A 16,613-nucleotide genomic window follows, 5' to 3' on the forward strand; every position below is an offset into this window, starting at 1 on the left:
TTCAACGCTATTACAATTGAGTGTTTCTTAGTATAAGAGTATTCTCTCAAAATTATTAAATAAGGAGGAAATAAATGAAACATAATGATTGTTTTGATCATAATAACTGCAATTCGATTGTTTTTTCAGCAGATTGTTGTAAAAATCCACAGTCAGTTCCTATTACTAGGGAACAATTAAGTCAATTAATTACTTTACTAAACTCATTAGTATCAGCTATTTCAGCATTTTTTGCAAATCCAAGTGATGCAAACAGAGTAGCGTTATTCAATGTGTTTAATCAATTTTTAATTTTCTTAAATTCCTTATTACCTTCCCCAGAAGTTAATTTTTTGAAACAATTAACTCAAAGTATTTTAGTTTTATTACAATCTCCAGCTCCTAATTTAGGACAATTGTCAACATTATTGCAACAATTTTATAGCGCCCTTGCACAATTCTTCTTCGCTTTAGATCTTATCCCTATATCCTGCGACTCAAATGTTGATTCTGCAACTTTACAACTTCTTTTTAATTTATTAATTCAATTAATCAATGCTACGCCAGGGGCGACAGGTCCAACAGGCCCAACAGGTCCAACAGGTCCTGGAGGTGGAGTAACAGGTCCAACAGGCCCAACAGGTCCTGGAGGTGGAGCAACAGGAGCAACAGGTCCAACAGGAGCAACAGGTCCAACAGGAGCGACAGGTCCAGCAGGTACTGGTGGAGCAACAGGAGTAACAGGTCCAACGGGAGCAACAGGCTTAACAGGAGCAACAGGCTTAACAGGAGCAACAGGCCTAACAGGAGCAACAGGAGCAACAGGAGCAACAGGAGCAACAGGTCCAACAGGTCCAACAGGTCCAACAGGAGCAACAGGCCTAACAGGAGCAACAGGCCTAACAGGAGCAACAGGAGCTGGAGCGGTTATTCCGTTTGCATCAGGTGGACCAGTAGCATTAGCAACTGTTTTAGGTGGATTGGCAAACACAGGAGCACTTCTGGATTTGGAAGTTCATTCTTCCCAGTAATTGTCCCACCTGGTGGTCCAATTACTATAGGTCCTGTACCTCCAGTATTTGATTTTGCATTTGTAGCCCCTCGCGCAGGTACAATTACTTCGTTAGCAGGCTTCTTTAGTGTAAGTGTAGCGGTTGCTTTAGCATTAGGAAGCATACAAATTCAAATGCAGTTGTACAGCGCGCCAGCAGCAAGTAATACTTTCACTCCAGTAGGTGTACCATTACTATTAACACCAGCATTTAGTGGTCTAATTGCTATCGGTGCTACTTCAAGTGGTATTGTTGGAGAAGCAATTGCGGTAGCTCCACAAGATAAGATATTACTTGTTGTTTCATCAACTACACCTGGTTTCGATATAGCTACTGCTATTACAGGATTCGCAAGTGCGGGTATAACATTCGTATAATCGCTTATAAGTTTCTTGTTTGAAAACTTTGAAATAAGAAAAGAGAATGTCAAAAAAGTATCCACAGATTAACTTTTGAAGACATTCTCTTTTTTAATGTTTTTTATTTTCGGTACTATACTATATTTTATGTTTAATGAAAATGATTAAATATGCTATGAGAATGTGATGTGATTGTGTTAAATTAAATGATCACTGCTAGTAAATTACATAGTAATAGACATAAAAGATGCACCAAGTAGGTGAAGAAATCCCACCTACGCAATTCGATACGTGGCTGGGACAATTTGAATTTTAATAATAAATGGGGAATGAGAAATGGCAATTGAAGCACATAGATGTAATGTTAAAGGGTGTAATGGTCTTGTAGTTTTCGAAAATGCTGATTATGATTTGCAAAATCCAGACACATTTAAAGGAGTTTATGTATTTGATGATCCTTCTTGTAACGTTTGTGGAAAAGAATTTTTAGTAGTTCCCAGCTATGCTGTCATTGATTTTGATGAAGAAAAAGGAGATTTTGAAGAAATTGAATCAGCTTGTATTACTGAATGGCAGAATCAAAAATTTTAATCAAAGCGTTATTTTATTATAGATAAATAGGTGACTCAGCAATTGTGTCAGCCGAGTCACCCAATATTATTGATATAGAAAATATTCTTTTTCTATATGTAGTTATAGTGAGTTTTTAGAGGTTAACTCTAAACCGCAGTTAAAGGACAAAGAAATTTATTTTAGAAAGTATTAGATTTAACTATGTTAATGCTACAACAGCAAGAGTTAAACCTAACGTATTTAATGTATTAGAATATGGTCCTACATGAACAGTAAGAGTACTTGTTATACCTAAAGGTGTAGTGAAAATAGCGGGTGCTGATACAGAAGTGAATCCTGCAGTATATCCCAGAGAAGTACCAGAGCCAATGATTGGATTATTATTAAGATACATAGTGATACCTGCCGAATTACCTCCTGGTTGAATGATAACTTGCACTTCATAGATTGCCAAATAGGTTCTTCCACCTTCAAGTAAAACAGTTGTTGGTGGTGTGAATGAGATTGCCGTACCATTAGAATTTACCACGGTATCTAGTGGAATCGCAGAATTTACAGAGACTATTGATGGGGTAGTTTGAACAACATTTAAACTGTTAGCCGTGGGGGATGGACAAGTGCAAGGTTTGTGAATGTTAGAGTTATTATCATTTTGGTAATTCACAAATAATCAAGCTCCTTTGCGTAAGATAATTTTTATCCTATATAAAACGTAGCTTTTTTGTATCTAAGTTATTTTTAATAAATTTTTAAAAATAAATCGAATATTGTTGATCAGTCGACTCATAAAAGTATTCGATACTCTGGGATTTCAAAGTGCATCTGATAAATATATATGAATGTTTTTTAAGGACATTACTGTAAGTTAGGAAAACATAAATCTGGAAATAAAACTTGATATTCCGGGTTTAACCGAAGATCAGTAGTTGAGGTTGTAAAGTGTATATAATTTTTTTCTAATTTATCTAGTGTTGCCAGATGATGAGTACCTAAGCCACGCTGGATGCTATGTTTAGAAAGAGTAGGCCCAATTTGTAATTTTCGGTTTTTCATAGCTGTATTCCAGGGACTGTAAAAAAATTTTAAAATGAAAGCAGGATACATGTAAACGATAAATGGATGAGGTGACCAATGCCGCCCTGCCCAATAGTTACCATGCGGATAATGGTGGATTAATCTACCGCCATAGTATGGAGCAGGTGGATTAGGGGGGATTATTCTCCCATGATAACGCTGTTTGACAAGGGGAATTCCGTATCTCGGATTGGTATAACCGTGAGCAGGGTCATCCACCATCAGAATAGTCCTAATAGCATACATGTTTTGCCCTAAAGTGGCAAGAGATGAGAAAAAGGCTTCCTTATCAACACAGCAAAGAAATTCAGTGGTATTTAGCACCATTTTCCATCCCGTAATTTCTTTTTCTATGTTCATTACTTCTTGATCAACTAAAATGGCATCAAACTCTAATACCTTTGATTCACGGATTTCCCAATGAGGTGCAAATAATTTGCATAATTCAACCGAACGATCAGTAGACCCACGATTAATAAGAATGCCATGATCAAATAATTTTGTGTGGTGCATTAACCACCACGGAAGCAGATACTCTTCGTTATAAAAATGAGAAATTAAAGTTGTGTTAATAAAAATTCCTCCTTTCAAAATTTTGTGGAATATATCCTTATTTAGTAAGATATGTTACATGATCTAAAAAGAATGAAGAAAGATTTTTAACAAAATAGTTATTTTAATAAAAAACAGAAAAATGAGGGGAGTGAAAGGAAAAGAACCCTTTATATAAAGGGTTCTTCTGGTGATTTAATATATCAATTACATTCGTGGTAATATTCATCACATGAATCGTTATTATCTTTACAGCATATACAAAATGTTTTTTGAACAAATAAACTAACTACACTAGTAGAACCTTCCTGCTTTGTAAGAGTAAGACTTTGAAAATCTTCAACTTGAAATATTTTTGTTTGAACAGGTTGTAATGTAGTAGTAATTGGTACGCTAGATCTTCTTGTTAGAATAGTTACTTGAACAGGTGCACTCATACCGACAACGAATAACTGAATTAATGTTTTATTATGATTGTTTGTAAAATCCTCAAATACAGTTTGTGGAGCGGTGGTTTCAAGGAAAACAGATACAGGTATATTTCCATTTTCATTTTCTGCAGAACCAGCTATCGTATGAGTTTCAATAAAACAGTTGTTTTTTTGGTCGTTCGAATGCGATTGGTTTTTATAATATTTTTTACCATCTTTATAAAAGTAATCAGCCATATGAATTTAAAGCTCCCTTCTTTTAGATATCTATATAGTCTATTTAATAAAGCGAATTAGTGCTTGTACAACATAATAAAATCCGCTCTCGTAATTACCTGGAAATGTTATTTAAAAATTAAGGAGCGCCATTCAAGACGCTCGCGGATAAAAAATAATATTGAAAAAGAATACCACATTATATTTTATACATGTTCTTAATAAATGTGCAGTTTTTTAGCAAAATCCTTATTTGAAAACAAGAAGCCCTAGAGTTAGGGCTCTAGGGCTTCTTGTTTTGGTATTCTCACATGGTTTTTCAAAAAGAATAGAACATATTGAAGATAACATGTGAATGTTTCATAAATGTATCAAAAAAGTGAATAAAATTGCTATTACAGAAGAAGCAGAAATGAAGTTTCTAATACGTAAGTACGTGAAAGGTATTATTTCCAGTGGATAAAATGCGCATGGGACACCTTATCATTATTTTATCGAGGGAAAAGAATATGTTATGAACTTGGTTGAATGAAAAAATGAAAATAAACAAAAACGCTATTTTATTAAAAAGGAGAAAGCAGCTAGCTCAATGAACTAACTGCTTTGTCGTCCAACAATGACGATACCCACAATACTTTGTAACTTATGGTTACAACTATAGTATAAGCAGAAGCAAAAATGTTATGCAAGAAAGCAAAAAAATTTCTTTAAGCACAACAAAGCAGCTAGTTAATAAAACTAACTGTTCGTTGTACAAAAGAAATTTAGGCCCTACAAGTAAATGATATGTAACTTTAAGTTACAGCTATATTATAAGCAGAATTAAAAATATTATGTGAAAGTGAAAAAGAACTAAATAAAAACTTCATTTTGTATTAAGTTGGAATATAAAAGGGCACTTAGTAAAGTGCCCTCGTGACGAGATTCATTTTGTAATGACTATTTCAATTCATAAAGAAAGGAACTCAGGATAGTATATGTGCGCCAAGCTAATTCAGTACCTTGTACAAATAAAGAGCAGCTAGCAAAAGCTAACCGCTCTCCAGAAAAGAGTTAAGAAGGAAGTTCAGAACTCAAGTGCATTTATAGTATGGACAAAGCTTATGGAATTATTCAAGGAGGAATGGATATGGAAGTTATATATACAAAGTGGCATAACAATTACGACGAATTAACAATAGGCCAAAAATATAAAGCAAGTTTATATAAAAAAGATGGTTGCTTATAGAAATAGGATTGCAACGATCATTGTATCGAGAAGAAAGCTTTACTGTAGTTTCATAAAAAGAGCAGCTAGCAAAAGCTAACTGCTCGGTTCTCCAAAGGGGAACAAGGAGAAAAGATTACCGTGTCATCTATAGTACTGACGGAATATTGCGTTTTATTCAGGGTTGGTTCCAAAAAAACAACATACCACCAAAATATAAAATTATTAAAAGGATAATTACTATGAAAGCAATTAAAGAAACTTTCTTCCAGGATTTTTTCATTAGTAGACCTCCTTTATAGAAAATATTAACATCTATCGAAAATTTGAACAAAATAATCCTTTTGTTTAGGCGGTATAGAAAAATGCAGTTAGGAAGAAAAAATGATAAAATATTTGTTAATTAATGGATGTAGAAAGGAGAAATAATTAGGATGAATGAAGAGGAAAAGAAAGAACTGATCAAGAAATTGCAAAACTCGGATGTTTTAAGCGACTTTTTTGCTGATTTGAATGAATTGTATAAAAAAATATCTAGCGAGTCTATGAAGATTTTTCAAGATATTGATTGGACAGAAACAGAAAAAACTTGGAAAAATGCAGCAGAGTTGTTAGGGAAAAAGGGTTGGACACTTCCATTATTAATGGATGTAGAAGATAATATTAGACTATCTCAAGTAGAAGATTTAAGAGAACTTGATAAAGAAATCGTTGAATATCATTTAAATGAATTTCAAAATATGAAAAGAGAAATTCTGACACATGAGTTTGTGAAAGAATGGAAAGAATTGCTTGGGCAATGTTTTGATAACTATGAGAAAGGAAATTACTTAATTGTAATTCCTAATCTATTTATAGTTATTGAAAGTCTAGCTCATATGGTTATCACTCCAAAATTCCAAAAGTATATTACTAGTAATAAAAGAATATCATTAAAAGAGAAGTACAAGAAAGTAAAACCAGAAATTGAAAAAGATAGAACGAATATAATAATTTATATTTCTGTACACGAATTCTTAAAAAGTGTATTTAAAATGGGGAATTTTGATAAGAATAAAAATCGTTTCTCAATTATTAATCGAGACTGGGTTTTACATGGGCGCGATAATCCGAATAATTGGAATGAAGCAGATGTATTAAGATTGTTTAATGCTATACATACAATTACACAGTTGGATTTTTTGTTGGAAGAGCTAGAAGAACATGGTGATATGGAAGTTATTAAGTAAAAGTATCTTTATTTGAAAAAAAAGTCCGGCTAGAAAACTAGAGGACACCAATTCCTAAAACAGCAATTAAAGCTGTTTTAGGGATTGGTGTCCTTTTTATTTTGAAAAGGGAGATGGGGAAATGAAGGTGTTAAAGGATCAGCTACGTGAGTGGAAAAAGCAATTAAAACAAGCAAAGAGGAAAAATAAGAAAAAAAGAATAGAGAAATTTAGTGCTCGTGAAATTGAAGAGTTAATGGGAGTTCATGGACCACGTTATGAACGCAGACGTGGAGCTGTAAGGCAAAAATAATAACAATGGAGGAATTTAATATGAATAAACAATTATCATTTAAAATGCCAATCGTGGATGGAAAAAGAACAAAACAAGAAATTGAAAAAGTATTTAATGAGTATCGTACATACTTAGCAACAATGCCATGTGATATGTTGCCAAAAGTGACACCATCATATTTTATTGTTCCTCCATCAACTACAAATGAATTTAATAGTTCAACTGAAAATATTGCAATTGAAAGAATTGAGTATGAACAAGAAAGAAATAAATTTATGAGTTGGTTGTATGATGCTGTGAATCGCCTAAGAGATGATGAACGTGAGGTAATCGTGAAGTTTTATATGGAAGATGACATTGGATATGACCCAGATATCTGGATGGACTTAGGTATAGGTAAAACAAAGTATTACAAGTTAAAAGGTCGTGCGATATTGCGTTTAGCTTTCAATCTAAAGAAAGAGGTATTTCAAAAAAAATGTAGACAAAAAGAGGGGCAAAGTGTATGAACATTGTACAGCCGATTCGAGATAAAGAAATAATACAAGAAATAAAGGAATTCTATAAGAAGCAGAATGAGAGGAACTACATTCTGTTTCTTCTTGGTATTAATACAGGGTTCAGAATATCGGATATATTGCGTTTACGTGTTCGAGATGTTGAGGGATGGAATATTGTAATACGTGAAAAGAAAACAAAAAAGATTAAAGATGTGAAGATGCCTTCAGAATTAAAGAAAGCTATCAGGAATTATACAGAAGGAAAGCCGAAGAATGAATATCTAATTAAGAGTAGGAATGGAAAGAACAAACCTATTACTCGTGCTATGGCTTATTTAATATTAAATCAAGCTGCAGAGGAGTTTGGGTTAGAACGTATAGGGACTCATTCACTTAGAAAAACATATGGGTATCATCACTATAAGCAATTTAAAGATGTAGTTGCTTTACAAAAGATGTTAAATCATACAGATCAGAAAGAGACTTTAAGATATATAGGGATTGAACAAGATACATTAAATGATTATCAGAGGAAATTTAAGATTTAAGAATATATTTTAAATGTGATTTGTATTCTCAATATTTCGGTTATTTAGTTGCCAAAAACAACTGAAAAGGGTAAAATGGTTGCAAAGGGTAGAACCTTAAATTAAAAATGAGGTGTTGCTTATTATGGATATCGGTGTGCCAATCGATGTAAAGAAATTTATTGATAAAGAGATATCTAAAGGAGTTCGGAGACAAATTGTTCCGTTGATTCAGCAAGCCTATGAATTAGTGGATGCTTCCATAAAAGATATTTCTTTTTTACAATGGGCTTTAGGGAAAAAGCATATAGGATATCTTGACAATATAGCTGCTCAGTTTACTTTATATGAAGCAGCAAATAAGGGCATACTTAAGGACATTACAACTCAAATTGTACCTAATAAAAACAAATCAGCTTATCATGTCGAACTGCAAACAGAAAATGTAGTTATTACAATAAATAGAGTACAAAGTAAAGATAAGACGGCGAGAAAAGCGATGTACAGATCTCTATTACAAAGAGACAATCAGTATTATATTAATTTTGATAAACAAGAAATTATTGAGGAACCTGGTTATTTAGAGCTTACACACCATCAAATTAATAGAAGAGTTGCTTTTGTAAATTTAGGAGTTCCTGATGGAAGCGGAAAATGGTTTAGTTGTATTGATCTTACTAAAGAATTACATCTAGTTGGCACATCGGAAGAAGATAAACAGAAGAATGAAATTTCAAGAGAACAATTAGTTAGATTTAAAAATTTTGCCCAAGGAGTGCACGAAAATGGGGGTAAGAATTAACGTAAATAGATCCTTTTGTCCTGATAAGTTAAAAGAGGGCCGCGAATCAAGAGGATTAACAATAAGAGAACTATCAGAGAAAATTGGGTTGAGGACTCATCAAGCTCTCTCCAAATATGAAAATGGTAAATCAATACCGCCTGCTGAAGTTCTATTAAGCATCATGAATATATTAAATCTTCCATATGATTACTTCTTTGAAGATGGATATAGGCAAATAGAAAAAGAAATCGTGTATTTTAGAAGTAAAGCTAACGCAACAGCAAAGTTAAAAAGAATTCACGAAATCAAGATTTCATGGCTAATAAGTATATTTGATTATTTGGAGACAATATTAGAATTTCCAAAATCTGATCTTCCAGAAACGAATATAAACCATCAAGAACACTTTATGCCTACAGATTTTAATGATATTGAAAATATAGCATCAGAATTAAGAAGGCAATGGGATTTAAATGAGGGGCCGATTTCAGATATTACACATTTATTTGAAAAGCATGGAATAGTAGTAAGTCTGATAAAATCTGAGGACTTTGCAATAGATGCCTGCTCTAGGTGGATTGGAAATAAACTTTTTATACTTGTTGGTAATGAAAGGTCTACTCCTTCAAGAATAAAGTTTACATTAGCGCATGAATTAGGACATTATCTATTACACAAACATGTAAAAAAAGAAGACTTTAATAAAAAAGAAGTTTATAAGCGTATGGAGGATGAAGCTAACTATTTTGCATCTTCGTTTTTAATGCCTGCTAAATCCTTTTCAGAGGAACTTATTAGTCATACATTGGATTATTACTTACTTTTAAAAAAGAGATGGCAGATTTCTATACAAGCTATGATATATCGTTCAAGAGAGTTAAATATAATAAATGATTATCAAGCAAGTTATTTGTGGAAGCAAATAGCGAAAAAAGGTTGGAGAACTCAAGAGCCATATGATGATTTATTACAAAGTGAATCACCATTATTATTAAAAGAAGCAATTGATTTAATTATAGATAATCACGTTAAGACGAAGAAGCAAATTTGTGAGGAAGTTAGATTATGTCAATCAGATATAGAGGCTATAGTAAATTTACCTGTAGGATATCTAGATGAAAACAAAGGAAAAGGAACGGTTATTTCTTTTAAAAAAATTTAATCATGAAGATAAAGGAAGAGGATTGAATAAAAGGTTTATAATTTTATTCAATCCCCTTTTTATTGTGTAGATAATTTGGATTTATATAAACGTAATTAAAATTGAGTAAAGTTTGTATGTGCGCTTACTTTTTCGGAATTAGCTACAAAAGAAAAGTGTCAAATTCATTTTTATAAAATACGAAAAAGATTGATATCTCTAAGGTGAAACGGAATAGGTGAATTTAACACAATCCAGATTATAGCTAATTCATTTCCTAGGATTAAAGAACATATTTATTCAAAACTATGCGAAAAGAGGCTGAAAAACGATGTAAAAAAATGCATAAATAAAAAACGCGAACTATTTGTGAACTATCTGCGGACTATTTGCGAACGATTTACGGACACGTTTTGGTTTTTAACATGATATATTTGTATTGTGAGAAGTGGCGGAAAACACAACTCACTATGTTGTTTCTAAATTTCTAAACGGCTTCATAATGACGGCACATAAAATCCGAAACCAGCAGATGGTACTGATTGAATGTCACCGTTAATAAGGAGAGCTTTTGCTCTTCTTCCAGTTACTTAATAATGTACGAGCGGTTTGATGGGGCAACATTAGGTGATTGGAAGAAGGATAAAACTTCATTTACCGTATTCATATTTTGAAGGAAGAATAAGTAGCGCAATGTTGCTCTTTTGTTGATTTTCAATAAGACTCTAAATTCTGAACATGATACAATTGTATTGGTTTATAAGTTTAATATTAAATGTAGAAAGGGTTGTGGAACGGATGAGTAGTTTAGATCAATTCATTGAAAGAGTAAAGGTAGTTGTGACTGCAGATGTAGAAGAAAAGATATTACGCGAAAAATACAATCAGGTAATACTTCCATGTATGAAAAAAATTGAAGAAAGTTTAAAACAAATAGATGGATACGATTACTTTATTTCTACATCGAATGAGAATTCGGAACTAAGAATACAAAATGTAAAATTTAGAGTTAGAGTGGACGAAAGTACTAATACTATTAAAGTGAAAAAAACAACAGATACATTCATACATGAAGATTTGGACGAAATTATTTTACAAGAAGGAAAACTATTCAGTAAAAACCGTGAAGAAATATTCACTGAAGGCATATTGGTGGAATATTTGAATGAGGCGTTTGAGGGGATTTTAGGTCAATAATTTATTTTAAAAAAGCATCCATTCGGGTGCTTTTTATTTTTGAGGAGGATGAATGATGGGGAACGAAACAATAGTATTTAAATCAACGTATCCACACAAGATTGATCCAAATAAAATCAAAACATTAGATGATGTGATTCAAATTTTAAAAAGAGTTACTCTACATGTTGATGATGAAGGATTAAAAGGAATTGAACATTTGATTTTAAAGGATGATGAATAGTGGAATTAAATAAGCTTGGAAAAGCAATGGTCATTGGAATAATCCTTCGCGCTCTTCGTAGCAAAAAGAAAATAAAACAGTATGTGGGATTAGAAAGGTTACCAGATGTCATTCAAGTGTTAGATGAGTTACAAGAAAAAGCAACACTTGAAGAAAAGGAAGAAGCTGTAACAAGTGTAACCAAAAAATTATTGGATGATTTGTTAGAGAAAGATAAGGGGTGAGTAAATGAAGAGCCTATTAGGAATGTGGATTGCTCAGATTAGATGGGCTAAGAGATATTATAAAAATGGATTGCTCTCATATTTTCTACATAAATTCGGGATTATTAAAAGTCCTACACTTTCTTTGATTGTAGTTTATACATTCAAAGAAGATATCTTTTTTTGGAGAAAGTTAAGAAAGGGTTGAGGAGATGGAAGATGTAATTGAGACTAGATTAAAAGAGTTCTATAAGTTATATGAAGCGTGTAAAGTAATCAGCAATTGGATTCGAGATAATTGGGAATCAATAATGGAAATGGCTAGAGCTTTTACACAATGCCTAGATTATGACTATGAACCAACAACACCTAAACAAGTATATGGATATTTTAGACATAAAGTGATGAAGTCACAGGTTATAAATCGCAAGCCTAGATGCATAAGAGCGAGGACGGTGTGTTAACAATGGACTATATTAAGCTCATAAGAGAAGGTAAGCTTATGAAGTTCTATAAGTCTAAAGAATGGAGAGCGCTGAGGCTAAAGGCTTTACAGCGTGATAATTGTGAATGTCAGATGTGTAAGTCAAAAGGTAAATACAAAGCTGCTGAGAATGTGCATCACCTTAAAGAAGTGAAGACACATCCACACTTAGCAATGGATTTAGATAACCTGCAATGCTTATGTATTCGATGTCACAATGAAGTACACGATCGGTTAGATAAGGTTGAGAAGAAGGTACCTAAGTTCATGAATGAGGAACGGTGGTAGCTATGATTATTGTGGATGGTAGTTGGACATTTGATACTGACTTAATGATTCAATACGCTGAGAAGGACGAGCGTACGTCATATGAGCGCGACATGCTTAATCAGTTCCGAAAGTATGCTTACTGGCGTTACTGCCAAATAAGAGATTGTGTGAACCCAAGAAAGTGCAAACGACTTAAACTTAATGATGTTAGAGAAAGATTGCAAGAAGAAGAGAATTTAATATTTACAACAGACATGCTAAAGATTTCTAGTGAAGAAGTCTTTTTTATTTTGGATTTTATTGAAACTTACTTTGAATTAGTTTCTTAAACACCCCCCGGTCAAAAAGTTCGGCTTTTAGTAGGAGGACCGTTCAACGGGGGGAGGAGATGGGAAAAAATATTTTTTGAGATATCAAATTAAGAGGGGGGGTACATGTGCAAAAACTATCAAAGAAAGCACAAATCAAACAAGATTTATTACAACAATTGGAAAATGCTAATTTGAATGGTATGCACTATGTTGACCTTGTCGACGATTACATAACATTGTTCGATACGAAAAACAAATTAGCGAGAGAAATTAAAAAGAATGGACCAATGATTGAATGGCAGAATAGTGAAAGCCAAAAGGGAATGAAAGCTAATCCAGCTACGAAAGAATTTCGTGAAACCAATAAGCGTATGACGGACTTATTAAAAGTGCTTGGTTTAAAAGAACCTGTATACGATGGAAGTAATGATGACGATGATGTCTAAGAAATCGGCAACATACCATCCATATATCGATGAATATATGAGTATGGTAGAAAGTGGTCAAATCAAATCATGTAAAGAACAAAAATTATTAATGAAATATGTTCGGAAAATGTTAAGTCGAGACGACATCTACTTCAATGCTAAAGCAGCAGAAGATTCTATTAATGTTCCTGCTAAATATTTTCCGTTTGAATTATTCCCATGGCAAAAGTTTTTAAATGCATTGATGTATGGTGTGCGCTTCAAAAAAGATGATCGTATTGTATTTGATGAAGTTTTAATATTAATGGGTCGTGGTGGCGGTAAAACAGGTTATATGGCATATGATTCTTTTTATATGATGACCGGACATCATGGTATTAATAATTACGATATTGATGTAGTTGCAACCAGTGAAGATCAAGCGAAGAGAACATTTACTGATGTATATAATGTTATAAGTACGCCATCTTTTAAAGAGAAGTTTAAAAAAATCTTTAAATGGACATTAGAAGAAATTCAACATAAAAAAACAAATTCAGTGATGAATTATAACACTTCCAACTCTCGGACAAAAGACGGTAAACGTACTGGATGTGTAATTTTTGATGAGGCACATGAATACGAAAATTACGATAATATCAATGTCTATACAAGTGGTCAAGGTAAAGTAAGAGGTTCCCGAATCATTTATACCACCACAGATGGACACGTAAGAGGTGGGCCACTTGATGATTTAAAAGAAACAGCAAAATTAATTTTATCTGGCGAGATTGAGGACATTCATTTCTTACCATTCATTTGTAAGTTAGATAGTGAAGGCGAGGTTGATGATCCAGCAAATTGGGAGAAAGCTAATCCTTCTTTACCATACAATGATGAGCTAAAGATAAAAATGAAACGGGAATACCAAAAGATGCAACGTAATTCAAAATTGCGAGTCGAATTTATGACAAAGCGTATGAATATTCCAATTTCAAATATCTTAGAAACAGTTTGTACCTGGGATGAATTAGAGCGAACAAATCAACCAATACCAGATTTGTCTGGATTTGAATGTATTGGTGCTGTGGATTTTGCACAAGTACGAGATTTTTGTGGAATGGGTCTATTGTTTAAAAAAGATAATAAACGATATTGGTTACATCATTCTTTTATTAATCAAGTTGCACTAGATATTCAAGATATAAATATGGATGTTATCCGAGAAGCGGAAGCGAAAGAATTATGTACGATTATTCGAACTGAAAAATCTATTGATCCACATCGGGTTAAAAATTGGTTCTTAGAAATGGCTAAGAAATACAGAATTAAAAAGATTTGTATGGACTCGCATCGTGCAAGTGTATTAGGTCCTGTACTTGAAGAAGCAGGTTTTGAAGTCGAGATTGTAAGAAGGGGACATATTACGCATTCGAAATTATCGCCACTTGTTGATGATTTATTTATCAATGGGAAGTTAGTATTTGGTGATGACTTATTAATGCGTTGGTATGTATGGAATACTTTCAAGGATAATAAGAACAATGGGAATATTGAATATGCAAAGATTGATCCAGAGAAGCGGAAAACAGATGGTTTTCACGCTTTTTTACATGCTCTTAATTTAGATAGTGAATTGAAAGAATCTAATGCTTTAACAAAAGAGAATGTTAGAAAGATATTTAGATCATTTAATGTGTAAAAGGTGGTGAGAATATGGGATTAAGAGAATGGATAAGCGGATTTCTAGGAAGTAATAACACGATTACTTTAAAGGAATGTCTTTATGAATTGAGTGTTGATTATTATTATAAAAAATTAGCTGTAGAAAGTTGTATTGATTTAATAGCTAATGCTCTAACTAGGAGTGAATTTCAAACGTTTGAAAAAGGGAAAGAAAAACGTGGTGAGAATCATTATTTGCTTAATGTACAACCTAATCAAAATCAAAATGCATCAGAATTTATGCATAGCTTAGTTAATCACTTAATTATGGAAAATGAATGTGTAGTAATTATGCAAAATAAGCAATTATATATTGCAGATTCGTTTGATATTACTAAGTTTGCGTTAAAAGAAAACATTTATAACGATATAACAATTGGTGACTTCACCTTTGATAAATCATTTAATGAATCTGAAGTATTTCATTTTAAATTAAATGACCGCAATATTATGCAAGTCATAGATGGAATGTATAACAGTTTTGGGAAATTGCTTGCATCGTCCATTGACTATTATAAAAGAAAAAATAATAAGCGCTTGTTAATTAAAGGTGATTTTCTAAGAGCGCAAGATCCAGAAACGCAAGCCGCGATTGATGAAATGTTTGAAGGTCAGTTAAAAAATTGGTTTAACGCAGATAAAGTAGGTTCCGCTTTTCAATTACAAAATGGATATGAAATTGAAGATATGAGTGATAGTAAAAACGGCGTAGCAAACAATAGCACAAGCCGTGATATTAGCGATTTAGTCAGTGATATATTTGGTTATGTAGCAACGGCTTTTCATGTGCCTATCGGCATTTTAAAAGGTGATGTGGCTGATATTGAAAAGCAAATGGATTCATTTTTAGCATTTTGTATTAATCCGATTGCTGAATTGATACAAGATGAATTTAATCGAAAGATGTACAAAAAAGAAGAGTATTTAAAAAGAACATATTTAAAAATTGATACAACAAAAATTAAGATTGTTGATATTACGAAATTATCAACCGCAATGGATAAATTATTTGCTATTGGTGGTCTAACAATTAATGATGTGATAATGATGCTTGGAAAAGAGCCTATTGATGAAGAATGGGCAAACAGAAGACATGTAACAAAAAACTATCAAGAAGCGGATTCACTGGAAGGAGGTGAAAAGGATGAAACGTTACAAGAATGAAAAATATAACCATCTAGCTAATGTTCAACATGCCTTTAAGGCAGAAGCGAAAGCTGATTCGCTGGACATAACGATTTATGGTGATATTGGTGAATCATGGTGGAGTGATTCTACATCCGCAGTTGATGTTGAGAGAACATTAAAAGCTACTTCAGCAAATATTATTAATATCAATTTGAATAGTCCTGGTGGGGATGTATTCGATGGAATTGCAATTTATAACCAACTAAAAAATCACCCGGCAAAAATTATCATTAACGTAGATGGACTGGCCGCAAGTGCCGCATCTATTATTGCAATGGCAGCAGACGAACTAATTATGAATACAGGTTCTATGTTAATGATTCATGAAGCCTCTACATGGACTTGGGGAACAAAATTAGATATTCGCAAGACATTGAATGCTCTTGAGGGAATTGATAAATCGCTTGCGGATATTTATATGACCCGTTATCAAGGGGAACGTTCAGAAATTGAGACAATGATTGCGAATGAAACATGGTTTACTGCCAATGAGGCAGTAGAGATTGGATTGGCTCATAAAGTAAATGAACATGTAGAAGATGACGATGTGGTAGATCCAGAGGAATTTAAAAATAATGTACTTCAGAAATTCCGAAATAAAAATAACCAACAGAATGAACCAGTAGCAGCAGGTTCAACTGAAAATATACTTAACAAATTTAAGCACGCGTAAAGCAGTGCTTTTTTTATTGTCTTAAAAACAGGAG

19 protein-coding genes and 1 pseudogene are annotated in these 16,613 nt (G+C 32.9%); 17 read left to right on the forward strand and 3 right to left on the reverse strand.

Annotation, left to right across the window (positions count from 1 at the left end; all coding sequences use genetic code 11):
* Positions 1-74 precede the first annotated feature (74 nt).
* A pseudogene (locus MKY21_RS12900) lies at positions 75-1,408 on the forward strand (exosporium glycoprotein BclB-related protein).
* A gap of 318 nt (positions 1,409-1,726) precedes the next feature.
* Positions 1,727-1,981, forward strand: a complete 255-nt coding sequence (locus MKY21_RS12905; protein ID WP_000963460.1) for a hypothetical protein — start codon at positions 1,727-1,729, stop codon at positions 1,979-1,981.
* 181 nt (positions 1,982-2,162) lie between these two features.
* Here MKY21_RS12905 and MKY21_RS12910 read toward each other — a convergent pair whose 3' ends face one another.
* From MKY21_RS12910 to MKY21_RS12920, 3 genes are all read right to left on the reverse strand, one after another.
* On the reverse strand, positions 2,163-2,627 hold the full coding sequence (locus tag MKY21_RS12910) for a hypothetical protein (protein WP_033693054.1): 465 nt from the start codon (positions 2,625-2,627) through the stop codon (positions 2,163-2,165).
* 191 nt (positions 2,628-2,818) lie between these two features.
* On the reverse strand, positions 2,819-3,550 hold the full coding sequence (locus MKY21_RS12915; protein ID WP_000546546.1) for a hypothetical protein: 732 nt from the start codon (positions 3,548-3,550) through the stop codon (positions 2,819-2,821).
* A gap of 242 nt (positions 3,551-3,792) precedes the next feature.
* Complete coding sequence (locus MKY21_RS12920; RefSeq protein ID WP_000796385.1) at positions 3,793-4,257, reverse strand: hypothetical protein; 465 nt, start codon at positions 4,255-4,257, stop codon at positions 3,793-3,795.
* Between the two features lie 1,620 nt (positions 4,258-5,877).
* Between MKY21_RS12920 and MKY21_RS12925 the strand changes: the two genes are divergently transcribed.
* The 15 genes from MKY21_RS12925 to MKY21_RS12995 all read left to right on the forward strand — a co-directional run bounded on the left by MKY21_RS12925 (position 5,878) and on the right by MKY21_RS12995 (position 16,579).
* Entirely contained in the window at positions 5,878-6,672 is a 795-nt protein-coding gene (locus MKY21_RS12925) for a hypothetical protein (RefSeq protein ID WP_001001336.1), read from the forward strand.
* Positions 6,673-6,793: 121 nt separating this feature from the next.
* Positions 6,794-6,964, forward strand: a complete 171-nt coding sequence (locus MKY21_RS12930) for a hypothetical protein (protein ID WP_000866141.1) — start codon at positions 6,794-6,796, stop codon at positions 6,962-6,964.
* A 20-nt stretch (positions 6,965-6,984) separates the two neighbouring features.
* Complete coding sequence (locus MKY21_RS12935) at positions 6,985-7,455, forward strand: ArpU family phage packaging/lysis transcriptional regulator (protein WP_001041472.1); 471 nt, start codon at positions 6,985-6,987, stop codon at positions 7,453-7,455.
* The gene (locus MKY21_RS12940; protein ID WP_001028516.1) at positions 7,452-7,994 is read left to right on the forward strand and encodes a tyrosine-type recombinase/integrase; all 543 of its coding nucleotides are present in this window, start codon (positions 7,452-7,454) and stop codon (positions 7,992-7,994) included. Before MKY21_RS12935 ends, MKY21_RS12940 begins: the two co-directional genes overlap by 4 nt.
* 124 nt (positions 7,995-8,118) lie before the next feature.
* Entirely contained in the window at positions 8,119-8,775 is a 657-nt protein-coding gene (locus tag MKY21_RS12945; RefSeq protein WP_000351127.1) for a hypothetical protein, read from the forward strand.
* Positions 8,759-9,919: a helix-turn-helix domain-containing protein gene (locus MKY21_RS12950; RefSeq protein ID WP_000538961.1), complete on the forward strand. Its 1,161-nt coding sequence runs from the start codon at positions 8,759-8,761 to the stop codon at positions 9,917-9,919. The genes MKY21_RS12945 and MKY21_RS12950 overlap by 17 nt, the downstream gene beginning before the upstream one ends.
* Before the next feature lie 777 nt (positions 9,920-10,696).
* A complete protein-coding gene (locus MKY21_RS12955; protein ID WP_000096322.1) occupies positions 10,697-11,095 on the forward strand; it encodes a DUF3942 family protein in 399 nt (132 codons plus the stop codon).
* Positions 11,096-11,150: 55 nt separating this feature from the next.
* Positions 11,151-11,318 (forward strand): hypothetical protein, encoded by a 168-nt coding sequence (locus MKY21_RS12960; RefSeq protein WP_000526239.1) that lies wholly within the window; start codon positions 11,151-11,153, stop codon positions 11,316-11,318.
* Positions 11,318-11,542: a hypothetical protein gene (locus MKY21_RS12965; protein WP_341076433.1), complete on the forward strand. Its 225-nt coding sequence runs from the start codon at positions 11,318-11,320 to the stop codon at positions 11,540-11,542. Before MKY21_RS12960 ends, MKY21_RS12965 begins: the two co-directional genes overlap by 1 nt.
* A gap of 481 nt (positions 11,543-12,023) precedes the next feature.
* A complete protein-coding gene (locus MKY21_RS12970) occupies positions 12,024-12,293 on the forward strand; it encodes an HNH endonuclease (RefSeq protein WP_229172754.1) in 270 nt (89 codons plus the stop codon).
* 2 nt (positions 12,294-12,295) lie between these two features.
* Positions 12,296-12,604: a hypothetical protein gene (locus MKY21_RS12975; protein ID WP_000587661.1), complete on the forward strand. Its 309-nt coding sequence runs from the start codon at positions 12,296-12,298 to the stop codon at positions 12,602-12,604.
* A gap of 107 nt (positions 12,605-12,711) precedes the next feature.
* Entirely contained in the window at positions 12,712-13,032 is a 321-nt protein-coding gene (locus tag MKY21_RS12980; protein WP_001170969.1) for a P27 family phage terminase small subunit, read from the forward strand.
* Entirely contained in the window at positions 13,016-14,695 is a 1,680-nt protein-coding gene (locus MKY21_RS12985; protein ID WP_000178388.1) for a terminase TerL endonuclease subunit, read from the forward strand. The genes MKY21_RS12980 and MKY21_RS12985 overlap by 17 nt, the downstream gene beginning before the upstream one ends.
* 14 nt (positions 14,696-14,709) lie before the next feature.
* Positions 14,710-15,882, forward strand: coding sequence for a phage portal protein (locus tag MKY21_RS12990; RefSeq protein ID WP_341076439.1), 1,173 nt, complete (start codon positions 14,710-14,712; stop codon positions 15,880-15,882).
* Positions 15,863-16,579, forward strand: a complete 717-nt coding sequence (locus tag MKY21_RS12995; RefSeq protein WP_341076442.1) for a head maturation protease, ClpP-related — start codon at positions 15,863-15,865, stop codon at positions 16,577-16,579. The genes MKY21_RS12990 and MKY21_RS12995 overlap by 20 nt, the downstream gene beginning before the upstream one ends.
* Positions 16,580-16,613 lie beyond the last annotated feature (34 nt).

This window comes from Bacillus sp. FSL R9-9497, assembly GCF_038005805.1.
Classification (GTDB): Bacteria; Bacillota; Bacilli; order Bacillales; family Bacillaceae_G; genus Bacillus_A; species Bacillus_A cereus.

What these genes read in the sequence shown, in the direction of transcription:
- MKY21_RS12940 (WP_001028516.1), top strand. Translation starts at nt 7,452, where the DNA reads ATGAACATTGTACAGCCGATTCGAGATAAAGAAATAATACAAGAAATA.
- MKY21_RS12915 (WP_000546546.1), bottom strand. Translation starts at nt 3,550, where the DNA reads ATGCACCACACAAAATTATTTGATCATGGCATTCTTATTAATCGTGGG.
- MKY21_RS12935 (WP_001041472.1), top strand. Translation starts at nt 6,985, where the DNA reads ATGAATAAACAATTATCATTTAAAATGCCAATCGTGGATGGAAAAAGA.
- MKY21_RS12945 (WP_000351127.1), top strand. Translation starts at nt 8,119, where the DNA reads ATGGATATCGGTGTGCCAATCGATGTAAAGAAATTTATTGATAAAGAG.
- MKY21_RS12920 (WP_000796385.1), bottom strand. Translation starts at nt 4,257, where the DNA reads ATGGCTGATTACTTTTATAAAGATGGTAAAAAATATTATAAAAACCAA.
- MKY21_RS12960 (WP_000526239.1), top strand. Translation starts at nt 11,151, where the DNA reads ATGGGGAACGAAACAATAGTATTTAAATCAACGTATCCACACAAGATT.
- MKY21_RS12930 (WP_000866141.1), top strand. Translation starts at nt 6,794, where the DNA reads ATGAAGGTGTTAAAGGATCAGCTACGTGAGTGGAAAAAGCAATTAAAA.
- MKY21_RS12995 (WP_341076442.1), top strand. Translation starts at nt 15,863, where the DNA reads ATGAAACGTTACAAGAATGAAAAATATAACCATCTAGCTAATGTTCAA.
- MKY21_RS12905 (WP_000963460.1), top strand. Translation starts at nt 1,727, where the DNA reads ATGGCAATTGAAGCACATAGATGTAATGTTAAAGGGTGTAATGGTCTT.
- MKY21_RS12970 (WP_229172754.1), top strand. Translation starts at nt 12,024, where the DNA reads ATGAAGTTCTATAAGTCTAAAGAATGGAGAGCGCTGAGGCTAAAGGCT.
- MKY21_RS12975 (WP_000587661.1), top strand. Translation starts at nt 12,296, where the DNA reads ATGATTATTGTGGATGGTAGTTGGACATTTGATACTGACTTAATGATT.
- MKY21_RS12950 (WP_000538961.1), top strand. Translation starts at nt 8,759, where the DNA reads ATGGGGGTAAGAATTAACGTAAATAGATCCTTTTGTCCTGATAAGTTA.
- MKY21_RS12990 (WP_341076439.1), top strand. Translation starts at nt 14,710, where the DNA reads ATGGGATTAAGAGAATGGATAAGCGGATTTCTAGGAAGTAATAACACG.
- MKY21_RS12985 (WP_000178388.1), top strand. Translation starts at nt 13,016, where the DNA reads ATGACGATGATGTCTAAGAAATCGGCAACATACCATCCATATATCGAT.
- MKY21_RS12925 (WP_001001336.1), top strand. Translation starts at nt 5,878, where the DNA reads ATGAATGAAGAGGAAAAGAAAGAACTGATCAAGAAATTGCAAAACTCG.
- MKY21_RS12955 (WP_000096322.1), top strand. Translation starts at nt 10,697, where the DNA reads ATGAGTAGTTTAGATCAATTCATTGAAAGAGTAAAGGTAGTTGTGACT.